The 11,551-nt window shown below is 62.3% G+C and carries 11 protein-coding genes; all 11 read right to left on the reverse strand.

Translation table 11 applies throughout. From position 1 onward, the window contains the following. Positions 1–22: 22 nt before the first annotated feature. Positions 23–1,336 (reverse strand): methionine adenosyltransferase, encoded by a 1,314-nt coding sequence (gene metK / locus AC0L18_RS02810; protein WP_473490527.1) that lies wholly within the window; start codon positions 1,334–1,336, stop codon positions 23–25. Positions 1,337–1,663: 327 nt separating this feature from the next. Then, positions 1,664–2,083 carry a helix-turn-helix domain-containing protein gene (locus tag AC0L18_RS02815; RefSeq protein WP_023802110.1) on the reverse strand — a complete coding sequence of 140 codons (420 nt, stop codon included), beginning with the start codon at positions 2,081–2,083 and terminating at the stop codon, positions 1,664–1,666. 140 nt (positions 2,084–2,223) lie between these two features. Continuing rightward, positions 2,224–3,816, reverse strand: coding sequence for an apolipoprotein N-acyltransferase (gene lnt, locus AC0L18_RS02820; protein WP_473490528.1), 1,593 nt, complete (start codon positions 3,814–3,816; stop codon positions 2,224–2,226). A gap of 180 nt (positions 3,817–3,996) precedes the next feature. Then, on the reverse strand, positions 3,997–4,821 hold the full coding sequence (locus AC0L18_RS02825; protein ID WP_473490529.1) for an alpha/beta fold hydrolase: 825 nt from the start codon (positions 4,819–4,821) through the stop codon (positions 3,997–3,999). Positions 4,822–4,979: 158 nt separating this feature from the next. Continuing rightward, on the reverse strand, positions 4,980–6,053 hold the full coding sequence (locus tag AC0L18_RS02830) for a hemolysin family protein (protein ID WP_473490530.1): 1,074 nt from the start codon (positions 6,051–6,053) through the stop codon (positions 4,980–4,982). Between the two features lie 27 nt (positions 6,054–6,080). Further along, positions 6,081–6,587: an rRNA maturation RNase YbeY gene (gene ybeY / locus AC0L18_RS02835; RefSeq protein ID WP_473490531.1), complete on the reverse strand. Its 507-nt coding sequence runs from the start codon at positions 6,585–6,587 to the stop codon at positions 6,081–6,083. A gap of 76 nt (positions 6,588–6,663) precedes the next feature. After that, positions 6,664–7,656: a PhoH family protein gene (locus AC0L18_RS02840; protein WP_287305617.1), complete on the reverse strand. Its 993-nt coding sequence runs from the start codon at positions 7,654–7,656 to the stop codon at positions 6,664–6,666. Between the two features lie 83 nt (positions 7,657–7,739). Next, complete coding sequence (gene miaB / locus AC0L18_RS02845) at positions 7,740–9,161, reverse strand: tRNA (N6-isopentenyl adenosine(37)-C2)-methylthiotransferase MiaB (protein ID WP_287258257.1); 1,422 nt, start codon at positions 9,159–9,161, stop codon at positions 7,740–7,742. 99 nt (positions 9,162–9,260) lie between these two features. Further along, on the reverse strand, positions 9,261–10,061 hold the full coding sequence (gene olsA, locus AC0L18_RS02850) for a lyso-ornithine lipid O-acyltransferase (protein ID WP_473490532.1): 801 nt from the start codon (positions 10,059–10,061) through the stop codon (positions 9,261–9,263). A 143-nt stretch (positions 10,062–10,204) separates the two neighbouring features. After that, positions 10,205–10,699, reverse strand: a complete 495-nt coding sequence (gene rimI / locus AC0L18_RS02855; protein ID WP_023802102.1) for a ribosomal protein S18-alanine N-acetyltransferase — start codon at positions 10,697–10,699, stop codon at positions 10,205–10,207. Next, positions 10,699–11,388 (reverse strand): tRNA (adenosine(37)-N6)-threonylcarbamoyltransferase complex dimerization subunit type 1 TsaB, encoded by a 690-nt coding sequence (gene tsaB / locus AC0L18_RS02860; protein WP_473490533.1) that lies wholly within the window; start codon positions 11,386–11,388, stop codon positions 10,699–10,701. The genes rimI and tsaB overlap by 1 nt, the downstream gene beginning before the upstream one ends. Between the last annotated feature and the right edge of the window lie 163 nt (positions 11,389–11,551).

The raw sequence follows: 11,551 nt of genomic DNA on the forward strand, positions 1-11,551 counted from the left end.
TCCGGATCTATGGACGCCGCGGCTAGGCCGCGACTGCTTCGGCAGGCGCTTCGGCGAGTGCGTCTTTGAGAGCCTTGGCGAGGTCGGTCTTTTCCCAGGAGAAGGACCCGTCGCGGCCGGCCTTGCGGCCGAAATGACCATAAGACGACGTCTTGGCATAAATCGGCTTGTTGAGATCGAGATGGCGGCGGATGCCGGACGGCGACAGATCCATCACGGTGCGCAGCGCCTGCTCGAGCTTTGCCTCATCGACCCTGCCGGTGCCGTGCAGGTCGACATAGACCGACAGCGGCTGGGCCACGCCAATGGCATAGGAAAGCTGGATGGTGCAGCGATCGGCGAGCTTCGCCGCCACCACGTTCTTGGCGAGGTAGCGGGCCGCATAGGCTGCGGAACGGTCGACCTTAGTGGTGTCCTTGCCGGAAAAAGCCCCGCCGCCATGAGGCGCAGCACCGCCGTAAGTGTCGACGATGATCTTGCGCCCGGTCAGGCCGGCGTCGCCGTCGGGCCCGCCGATGACGAACTTGCCTGTCGGGTTGATATACCAGTTGCAGCTGTCGGCGATCCTCAGGTCGCCCAGCGCCTCGCGAATATAGGGTTCGACGACGTTGCGGACCTTCTTCGAATCCCAGTTGGCGTCGAGGTGCTGGGTGGACAACACGATTTGCGTCACTTCAGCCGCCTTGCCGTCGATATAGCGGACGGTGACCTGGCTCTTGGCGTCCGGCCCGAGCCGGCCGGCATCGCCGTTGCCTTCATGGCGCGCGGCGGCCAGCAGTTCGAGGATCTTGTGGCTGTAGTAGATCGGCGCTGGCATCAGATCCGGGGTCTCGCGGCAGGCATAGCCGAACATGATGCCCTGGTCGCCGGCCCCTTCCTCGCCTTGCCGGTCGGAGGCATTGTCGACGCCCTGGCCGATATCCGGCGACTGGCCATGCAGCAGAACCTCGATCTTTGCCGTCTTCCAGTGGAAACCGGCCTGTTCATAGCCGATTTCGCGGATCGCCTTGCGGGCGGCCGACTTGAACTTCGCCGGATTGACGAGCGGATGACCGGCGGTATCCATCAGGATGTTGCCGGCCTTGTCCTTCTTGAGCAGGGTCTCGGGGACGCGCACCTCGCCAGCGATGACGACGCGATTCGTGGTCGCCAGCGTTTCGCAGGCGACGCGGACCTTCCAGGGGTCCATGCCGGTCTTTCTGGCCTCGCGATAGACCAGATCGACGATCTCGTCGGAGATACGGTCGCAGACCTTGTCGGGATGACCCTCGGCAACGGATTCCGAGGTGAATAGATAGTTTTGCCGCGTCACGGGTGTCCCCTCTTGAAAAATCATCGGCACGCTGCCGATTGGCGCGCCACGTGTTAGCTGTGCCGAGCAGCGCTCGTCAAGCGGTGGGCACCATTATCTTGTACCACTTTGACCGCCGGCAGGATGCCGCCAGCCTGCCTGGCTCCAGCACGTGCTTTAGCTTCAACACGTTGATGAGAAAGACTTTGAGCATGGCTGTCGAGCAAAATCGATCCGCCCTCCGGCATGCCTGCGGGATGTAAATTCCACGATGCGCGAGACCGCAAGAAATTGCCTGCCCGCAATGACGGCTTCGCTTTGTTCGACTTTTCAACGGCTACCCAATCAATCGACCCAGACCAATGTGCGTAATCAATCGACTGCGTCGGAGGAAAGGGCCTTCACAAGCTCGATAACCTTGCGGCGTATCTTCACGTCGGTGATCTTGACGAAGGCCCGGTTGAGTTGAAGACCTTCAGGACTGCCGCAGAATTCGACGGCAGAAGCCATTGATGCATCCTCGGCAAATCCGCGGTTGCCCACGGCCTCCTGGCCCGGCGCGTCCTCGAAAAAGAAAGCGACAGGCACACCCAGTATCGAGGCGATTGCCTGCAAACGGCTGGCGCCAACGCGATTGGTACCCTTTTCGTATTTCTGTATCTGCTGAAACGTTATACCGAGGTTCTCGCCCAGCTTTTCCTGGCTCATTCCCAACATATTGCGACGAAGCCTGATGCGACTTCCGACATGGATGTCGATAGGATTCGGCTTCTTCTTGTTTTCTTCTGCCATTTTTTCCTCGCCGAATTTTTCCGGCTTTTTGTGTTTTTTCTGCCCAAAACGAAGCCGGCGGCCAGTGCCCCAACAGAACCGACGTGCTGACTTCGAGAAATTTCAGGCGGTTACAGTATGAGTTTCTAATGTGTCGACTGTCAATTCGCCCGTAGCCGTTGCCTTACATTCATTGTGAAAGCGGCGAGAGCGAACAGCAACATGATCATCAGTCCATTAATGCGTCTTTGGCTGGAAGAAACGATGGCTCGATTGGAAATCGGCACGTGGACATCAATGGCTCCGCGGGCGTCGATTGCCAGCGCGTCGAGGATGTGTCCGCGCGGATCGACGACAGCGGAAATGCCGTTATTGGCTGCACGCAACAATGGCACCCCGTTCTCCACCGCACGAATCTGCGCCTGCCTGAAATGCTGGTACGGACCCGGCGTGTCACCGAACCACGCGTCGTTCGTGACATTCACAATAAGCTCAGCTGACGTAGCGTCAACCGCCACCAGATCGGGAAAGATGACTTCGTAGCAAATGAACGGAAGCACGCGGATGCCGCCGGGCAACGCGATCGGGTGCCGCTCATTGCCCGCCGCGTAGGTTGTCGGCCCGGCGACGAGTTGTTTGAGCCCCAAGCGGCCAAGCAGGTCGGCAAAAGGCAGATATTCGCCAAAGGGCACCAGATGAACCTTGTCGACTGCATCGGCGATTTGACCCTTGTCGTCGATCGCCACCACCGAATTGTAGTACCGCCAGTCGGCATCATCCGCCGACCCGCCTTCCTCCCGGACGACGCCGGCGATCAGCGTCTGGCCGTCGCCAAGCATCTCTCCCAGCGCGGTCAGCGCATCGGGACGTTCGGCGAAAAAAAACGGCACGGAGGTTTCCGGCCACAGGATCAATTGCGGCTTGGCATGACCAGTCTCTGGCACCTTGGCCGAAAGCCCCATCAGTGTAGCGAAAATCCGGTCGGGCACTGAAGGGTCCCACTTTTCGCTGAGGTCGACGGCCGGCTGCACGATGCGGACGTCGATTGCGCGGGTTGCGGGTTCGACCTTGGCAGCAAGCTTGACATAGCCGAAGCCGACATGGGCCGCGACGAGAACGGCAGCCAGTGCACCCCCAAGGCGGATATGCCGGCGCGCCGCAAGCAGGGCCGGCAAGGCGAAGACGAAGACCGCCAGCGCGTTGATGCCGACCATGCCGGTCACCGACACGCTCTGCATAAGCAAGGGCACCGGCATCGCCGCGTAGCCGACGGCATTCCAGGGAAAGCCGGTGAACAGAAAGTCGCGCAGCCATTCCGCCAAGCCGAAGCCGAAGGCAAGGGCGGCGATGCGGCCGATGTCGTTGCTCCACAGCAGCCGGGCAACCGCTGTCGCGAAGCCATAGAAAAAGGCGAGCGCCAGCGGAATTCCGACCACTGCGAAGGGAAGCGCCCAGGCGAAACTGTCGGCCTCGACCAGGAGTGCTGAGCCGATCCACCACAATCCGGCGAGAAAATAGCCGAAGCCGAACCACCAGCCGACGGCAAAGGCCGGCCGCAAATGCCGGAACCAGCCATCGGAGGCTTCGCCGGTTGCGCCGTCGAGGAGCCAGACCAGCAGCGGAAACGAAACGAAACAGACGGCGAAGAAATCGTAAGGCGCCTGGGCAAGAACCGCCAGCGCACCGGCAAGAAACGCCACAAGCGCGCGGCGCCAGCCCCACAGCAGAATTATCCGGCCGGCCAGGCGCTTCATCGATGCTTCCGAGTCGTGCGAATCACGGCAGAAGATTTATCAGGCCGCAGTCCACGCTCCAAACGGCCATGCTTCGGCCAGCCTGCCCGATTAAGTCTGCTGGATAGGTGGGGCGACTGACGCCGGCAAGATAAGTGTCGCATGTGAATTGTCGCGCAGACCGCACGTGCCGGTGTATCACTATAATGCGCGTGATAGAAATGCGTTCAGCCGCTCCAGCACGAGATCCGGGGCTTCGAGCTGAGGCAAGTGACCGACGCCAGGTAATGTTTCGAACGATGCCTGCGGGATCAGCGTATGAAGCGCTTTGCCTCGCTCCAGCGGGATCCATGGATCGTCCTTGCCCCAAATAATCTTTACCGGACACCTGATATCACCGAACGCCGGCTCGACTTCGGCGGTATATTTTTCGTCGGCTTGCGCGAATTGCCGATAGAAGCTTCCTCGTCCCTCCTCGGCAAGCCACGGCTCGACAAGTTTCTCGAAATCTCCGGGCGCGATGTCATTTACGATCGCCCCCTTGATATATGCTTCCACGACCGCTCTGTGGATATGCGGCGGCAGGCCCAGAAAGGCATCCACATGGCGACCGACATGATCGAAGAACGCCGATCCCCAAGGGCGCATGGCGACGACATTCATCAGGACATACCGCTCGAAGTCGCAGCCATGCAGCAAATGCGCCCGTAGCGTCGTCGCTCCGCCGAAATCATGGGCAACAACGGTGGGCTGCTCAAGGTCCCAATGCGCGAGCATCTCGGCGAATACTTCTCCTTGCACGTCGAGTGAGGTGCGCTGCTCCGCGCCTTTGTCGGATCGCCCGTATCCGGGCATATCGTACCAGTGGACACGATACCGCCTTGCAAGATCTGGAATAATCCGATGCCATGAGAACGAAGACCACGGCCAGCCGTGAGCCAGCACAAGCGCAGGTCCACTACCAAATTGACCCGCTGCCACAGCGCCCGCGGATGTTTCCACGGTCTCATCGAGTTTCCACGACATCAGATATTCTCATAGAGCGTCGGCCATAAAGGTGGAAACCGGTTTTTGGCAAATTCCGACGCTCAAATAAAGCTGGTATTCAGGACAGAGCCCTCCGTACGAATTGGTTCGCAAGTGCTTGAACGGATCGTCGACCATCATCTGGCGAGCGGCGTCTTTCACGCCTGCTCGGCACGGACGGCGCGCCGCCGGCGCTCGCTTTTCTGGGTCTCCACGATGCGCACCCGCTTGACGCGGCGTGGATCGGCGTCGAGCACATGGAATTCGAAGCCGGGGATGGCCTGCACCACTTCGCCGCGTGCAGGGACCCGGCCAAGCGTGTTGAAGATCATGCCGCCGATCGTGTCGACATATTCGCCATGCTCGCCGGCGGCAAAATCCTCGCCGATCATCTTGGCGACATCGTCGATCTCGGCCTTGCCGTCGACGACGAACACGCCCTCGCCGGTCTGGGTGATCATCGGCTCGTCCTCGTCGTGCTCGTCCTCGATGTCGCCGACCACCATCTCGACGATATCCTCGAGCGAGACCAGACCATCGGTGCCGCCATATTCGTCGATGACCAGCGCCATCTGGGTGCGCATCGCCTGCATGCGCCCCATCAGGTCGGAGGCGAGCATCGACGGCGGCACGAAAAGCACCGGGCGGATCAGGGTCAGGTCGCCGATGGTGCGCGTGAGATCGACCTTGGCGAGATCGAGAAGCGTGGCAGGGGCGGCTTTCCTGGTCGCCCTGCTCTTTCTGACGCGGGCCAGCTTGGTGATGTGAGCGAGCACGTCGCGGATGTGGACCATGCCACGCGGGTCGTCGAGCGTCTCCGAATAGACCGGCATGCGGGAATGGCCGGACTGCTCGAACAGTCCCAGAAGATCGCCCAGGTTCGTCGTGATCTCGACCGCCTCGATGTCGGCGCGCGGCACCATGACATCCTCGACGCGAACCTCGCGCAGGCGCAGAATGTTGTTGAGCATGGCCCGTTCGCCGGGCGAAAAGGCGCCGGCATCGCTCGCCGTTTCGGCAAGCGCGTCGGCGATCTCCTCGCGCAGGCTGGTGCCGTTGCGCTGCCTGAACAGGCCGAGCACGCGATCGAACAGGGAAGGACCGGCAGGCGATGGCTCGCTGGCGAAGCTGCCGGTCGTGGTACTCGGACTAGAGTCCTCTTCCGTCTGTTCGGATGGCTTGGTCGCACTGCCGGCGTCTGGGTGGGCGGCAGTCTCTGGTTTGTCGTTCATCGTCGTCCGGTCTTTTGATCTTTTTAGTTACGCGTAGGGATCGGGAATGGCAAGCCTTGCAAGCGCTGCGCGTTCGACGGCTTCCATTTCTTCGGCCTCGGCGTCGGTCTCGTGATCGTAGCCCAGCAAATGCAGCAGGCCGTGGATGACGAGATGGGTGATATGGTTGTCGACAGGCTTGTCTTCCAGTGCGGCTTCGCGCGCAACCGTCTCGGCGGCCAGCACAATGTCGCCCAGCATGGGCGGAAGCGGACCGCCCTTGGCGAGCGGAAAAGCCGGGAAAGACAGGACGTTGGTCGGTTTGTCCTTGCCGCGCCATCCCGCATTGAGACTGCGGATATGGGCATCGTCAGAAAAAACGATGCTGAGCTCGGAAAGGCCGGCCGCGCCGGTTTCGGCAAACGCGGCGGCAACGGCGCGATCGACCAGCCGCGTCAGCGCGGCCTCATCGGGCCAGTCGCCCGCTTCGACTGCTATATCGATGTCGACGGGGACCGGAAGATCCCCGCCTACAGTTTTTTTGTCCTCAGCCATAAGGCTGCATCATCGTGTTTTCTTGTCTGAGCATCGGATTGCCCCAAAACCGGTTCCCACTTTTGGGTCCGATGTTCTAGCCTTCAGCGCCCAGGCCCCGGGCCAGCTTGCCGTCGCGGTCGTAGGCCTTGACGATCTCGGCGACCAGCGGATGCCTGACGACGTCGCCTTCGTTGAAGCGCACCGTCACCATGCCGGTGACGCCGTCGAGGATCCTGAGCGCCTCGACCAGACCGGATTTGGTGTTTTGCGGCAGGTCGATCTGGGTCGGATCGCCGGTGACGATCATGCGCGAATTCTCGCCGAGACGGGTCAGGAACATCTTCATCTGCATCGGCGTGGTGTTCTGCGCCTCGTCGAGGATGACGGCGGAGTGCGCCAGCGTGCGGCCGCGCATGAAGGCCAGCGGCGCGATCTCAATCACCTCGGCGGCAATCGCCCGCTCGACCTTGTCGGCCGGCATCATCTCGTAAAGCGCGTCATAGAGCGGCCGCAGATAGGGATCGACCTTCTCCTTCATGTCGCCGGGCAGGAAGCCGAGCCGCTCGCCGGCCTCGACGGCAGGCCGCGACAGCACGATGCGCTCGACCATGCCACGTTCGAGCAGCATCGCCGCATGCGCCACCGCCAGGAAGGTTTTTCCAGTGCCAGCCGGGCCGATGCCGAAGACGAGCTCGGACCGCTCCAGCGCGCGCATATAGGCGTCCTGGTTGAGCGAGCGGGCATAGATCGTCTTCTTGCGCGTCGATATCTGGGCGGCTGACACCTTGCCCTTGCGCTCCAGCGTCGGCAGCGTCAGCTGGTCGTCGGCGGCGATCGCCATGCGCACGGCGCCGTCGACGTCCGACTGGCCGATGTCAGCGCCTTTCTGGAGAATGCCGTAGAGATTATCCAGGGCGCGGCGCGCCTGCTCGGCGGCCGAGGCGGAGCCCTTGATGGTCAGCTGGTTGCCGCGCGAGCGGATATCGACGCCAAGCTTCTGCTCGAGCCTGGCCAGATTCTCGTCGAACTGGCCATAAAGGGCGCTGGCAAGCTTGTTGTTGTCGAAAGTCAGAACGATGTGCGCCATATCCGAAGCCCCCGATGGTAGGTTCTGGGGCAGGTTCTTCACTTCCGCAGCGCTCAACCGTCTCTCCTCATCTGCCGAGACCTTCAGGCCAATTCGGCGAACAGGCTGTTGTAACCCGTCTTCGTGATTCGTACCTGGATAATCTCACCGATTTCGCCGGACTTTTCATCAACAATAACCGGCTGCAGCCACGGTGAGCGGCCGACCTTCTGGCCAGCCTGGCGGCCCGGCTTCTCGATCAGCGTGTCGATGGTGCTGCCGACCAGGCTGGCGCCGAACTCCTGCTGCTGGGTCAGCAACAGCGCCTGCAGTCGCTGCAGGCGCTCGTCCTTGACCGCTTCCGGCACATGATCGGCCATTTCCGCGCCCGGCGTGCCGGGGCGCGGCGAATATTTGAACGAGAAGGCCGAGGCATAGTTCACCTGGTGGACAAGGTCCATCGTCGCCTCGAAATCCGCATCCGTCTCGCCGGGAAAGCCGACAATGAAGTCGCCCGAAAGCGCGATATCGCTCCGTGCGGCGCGGATCCGGTCGAGCAACGTCAAATAATCTTTTGCAGTATGCCTGCGGTTCATCGCCTTGAGGATGCGGTCGGAGCCGGATTGCACAGGCAAATGCAGATAGGGCATCAGCGCCGGCAAGTCACGGTGAGCGGCGATCAATTCGTCGTCCATGTCGCGCGGGTGGCTGGTGGTGTAGCGCAACCGCGCCAGCCCGGGAATCTCGGCCAGCCGGAACAGCAGGCGGCCAAGACCCCATTCCTCGGTCTTGCCCCCTTTGGCTTCGCCTTCGCCGTGCCAGGCATTGACGTTCTGTCCAAGCAGCGTCACCTCGCGCACGCCGGCTTGCGCCAGCCGCTCGGCCTCGGCGACGATCTGCGCCACCGGCCGCGACACTTCCGAGCCTCTGGTATAGGGCACCACGCAGAAGGTGCAGAACTTGTCGCAGCCTTCCTGCACCGTCAGGAACGCGGTGACGCCGCGCCTGATGATCTCGGCGCGCTTCGGCTGCGGCAGATGCTCGAACTTGTCTTCGATGGCGTAGTCCGTCTCGACGATCTTTTCGCCGCCGCGCACCCGTGCCAGCACGTCGGGCAGCCGATGATAGGTCTGCGGGCCGATGACCAGATCGACAGAAGGCGAGCGGCGGATGATCTCGGAGCCCTCCGCCTGCGCCACGCAGCCGGCGACGCCGACCAGCATCTCGCGGCCGGCCCGAGCCCGTTCGGCCTTCATCTCACGAATGCGGCCGAGTTCGGAATAGACCTTTTCGGCGGCTTTCTCGCGGATATGGCAGGTGTTGAGCAGCACCAGATCGGCCTCGCCGATCGCATCCGTCGCAGTATAGCCGTCGGCGGCCAGCGCGTCGGTCATGCGCTGCGAATCGTAGACGTTCATCTGGCAGCCATAGGTCTTGACGAAGACCTTCCGGCTCGCGGCAGGCGGCGCGACCGCAGTTTCGGTCGCAGTATCGATGTCGTCCCGTTCGATCGTGTTCAATTCCATCTGGCGGCTTCTAACGCCTTTCCCCGACAAAAAACAGACGATTCTGCCTTACAGCGCCGCGCCTCCTTTGGACGCGCAAAGCGCTGGAGCTTTTCCGGCTTACCGGCTCGGGCGCGGATCGGCGAGCGCCGCCTGCACCATATCACGCACCTGACTTTCCATCAGCCTGGCCGTTTCCTTGCGCCTGGAGCCCTTGGAGAAGGCGACCGGCTCGCCGAAATGCACTTCGACATCGAGCCCGCCCTCCGCCATCAGCACCTTGAGATGCGGCATCAAATCCTCGTCGCCGATCCAGGCGGCAATCGGCCGGTGCCTGCGGCCGAGCGGCACGCCGTGCAGGCGCGTATAGACGATCGCCACCGGCTGGATGAAGACCGTTTCGGCCGCCCCTTCCGAAATCGCCATCGAGGCGGCGCCGAACAGCGTGCTCTTGAACGGCAAGATCATGTTGCCGTCGCTAGTCGAACCTTCGGCAAACAGCACCATGGCGTCGCCCTTGGCCATGCGGCTGGCGATCTCGCTCGCCTGGTCGCCCGACGAACGTTTGCGCTCGCGCTCGATGAAAACGGTGCGCTGCAGCTTCGACAACATGCCGATCAACGGCCAGCCGGCCATGTCGGCCCTGGCGATGTACGTCACGTCGGCCATCGACCCCAGCACCATGATGTCGGTCCATGAAACGTGGTTCGACGCAACCAGTAACGGGCGCTGATTGGACAAGGTCCCCTTGACGTGGATGCGCATGCCGAGCGCCCGGATGATGAGCCGGTGCCAGATCTTCAGGATGAACGTCTCGCGCCACAGGCCGGTCTTCATCGACAGGATCTGCAACGGCACGAGGATCAACGAGCCTGCGACAACGAGGCCCAGCGCCAGGAAAATCCTGATTTTTCCGATCATTCGCTCTTGGCCCTGTCCCGAGTTCTGGCTAGAGCGACGCGTCCAACTGGACGTCCAAGCACGCTCTAGCGCTTTTTAATCTGCGCATCTCAACCTGCGCATCGTGCTTTCCGAGAATCGGTTCCGATTTGCGGGCCGATGCGCTAGCGAAGATCGCGGCGCATGACAAGCGCTCCGGTCGGGCCGTGCTCGGGCGATCTGTAGTAGTTGGCACGTTTGCCGACCTCGCGGAATCCCAGCCGCCGATAGAGCGCGATCGCGGCGACGTTGGTCTCGTCGACCTCGAGGAAAAGCGCCTCGGCGCGTTGCGCATGCAGTTCGCGCAGCACCGCATCCATCAGTTGCCAGCCAAGGCCCTGGCGGCGATGGGAGCGCGCCACCGCGACAGTCAGGACCTCGCCTTCGCCGGCCGCCAGGCGCGCCAGCACGAAACCGACCGGCGGCTTGGCACCCTGGCCGGTCTCGCGCGCGGCATAGCCGAACACCGTGTCCTGCTCGATCAGCGCGGCGAATTCGTCATCACTCCACGGCCGGACGAAATCCTCGCGATGCAGCACCGACAGGGCCGCACTGTCGGCGACAGTCAGCGGCTCGAGCGCAAAGTCCCTGCGACGCGGCTGGAGGAAAGGAATGCGCATCAGTTTTTCTTCCCGGCTTTCTTCCTGGACAGGATGAACCCGGCCTGCGGCTTGGCGTCAGCTCCGCGCAAATAAAGCGGTTTCGGCTTTTCGCCTTCACCCTTGGCAGCGGCCAGCCGGGCATAGATTGCGATATCCGCAGTGGCGCTTGTCGGGCCGACGTCGAAGGCGCGCCCGGCCGATGCAGCAATTTGCGTGGCCGCGGTGCCGGCCAGAACCGGAAACCCGTCAACCGCCATGGCGGCGGCTTGCGAAAGCATGGCCACCGCGGGACCATAAATCAAAACGGATGCTTCGTCGTAAAGCGCTGCATGGATCTCCTCGCGGCCGGCGTCGAGCGCGGCCAGCACGGCGCGGCCGGGAAATGTCTCTTTCGCCTGCGCCGCCAGCGCTTCCAGCGTCGTCACCCCGATTGCCGGGATTTTCAGCGCCAGCGCCAGGCCCCGCGCCGCCGAGACGCCGACGCGCAGGCCGGTGAAGGAGCCCGGGCCGGTGGAGACAGCGATGGCGTCAAGACCGGCATAGTCGGTGCCGCCGGTCGTCAACGCCTCTTCGATCACAGCCATCAGATGTTCGGCATGGCCCTTGCCGAGATCGAGCACCGAGCGGCCGAGTTCCTTCCCGGCCGCCGGGTCGTAGATACAGGCGGCGCAGAGATTGGCGGCACAATCGATAGCAAGCAACTTCATGAGACGGCCGGTTGGCAGTGCCCGCTTGGGGCACAGGGGGTTCGAAAGACAATTTCCCTGTGCCTGCCATGGCTCGTCCCTGCAAGGGGATAATGCATAAATCGTTTGGCGGCTTCGCTTCGACCTCGCCCAAAAAGAGGTAACTCTCGGCGACCACAACCGT

This window comes from Mesorhizobium sp. WSM4819 (assembly GCF_055811215.1).

Bases quoted from the DNA above. Each gene is read 5' to 3' on its own strand.
- metK (WP_473490527.1), bottom strand. From the start codon at position 1,336: ATGATTTTTCAAGAGGGGACACCCGTGACGCGGCAAAACTATCTATTC.
- AC0L18_RS02815 (WP_023802110.1), bottom strand. From the start codon at position 2,083: ATGGCAGAAGAAAACAAGAAGAAGCCGAATCCTATCGACATCCATGTC.
- lnt (WP_473490528.1), bottom strand. From the start codon at position 3,816: ATGAAGCGCCTGGCCGGCCGGATAATTCTGCTGTGGGGCTGGCGCCGC.
- AC0L18_RS02825 (WP_473490529.1), bottom strand. From the start codon at position 4,821: ATGTCGTGGAAACTCGATGAGACCGTGGAAACATCCGCGGGCGCTGTG.
- AC0L18_RS02830 (WP_473490530.1), bottom strand. From the start codon at position 6,053: ATGAACGACAAACCAGAGACTGCCGCCCACCCAGACGCCGGCAGTGCG.
- ybeY (WP_473490531.1), bottom strand. From the start codon at position 6,587: ATGGCTGAGGACAAAAAAACTGTAGGCGGGGATCTTCCGGTCCCCGTC.
- AC0L18_RS02840 (WP_287305617.1), bottom strand. From the start codon at position 7,656: ATGGCGCACATCGTTCTGACTTTCGACAACAACAAGCTTGCCAGCGCC.
- miaB (WP_287258257.1), bottom strand. From the start codon at position 9,161: ATGGAATTGAACACGATCGAACGGGACGACATCGATACTGCGACCGAA.
- olsA (WP_473490532.1), bottom strand. From the start codon at position 10,061: ATGATCGGAAAAATCAGGATTTTCCTGGCGCTGGGCCTCGTTGTCGCA.
- rimI (WP_023802102.1), bottom strand. From the start codon at position 10,699: ATGCGCATTCCTTTCCTCCAGCCGCGTCGCAGGGACTTTGCGCTCGAG.
- tsaB (WP_473490533.1), bottom strand. From the start codon at position 11,388: ATGAAGTTGCTTGCTATCGATTGTGCCGCCAATCTCTGCGCCGCCTGT.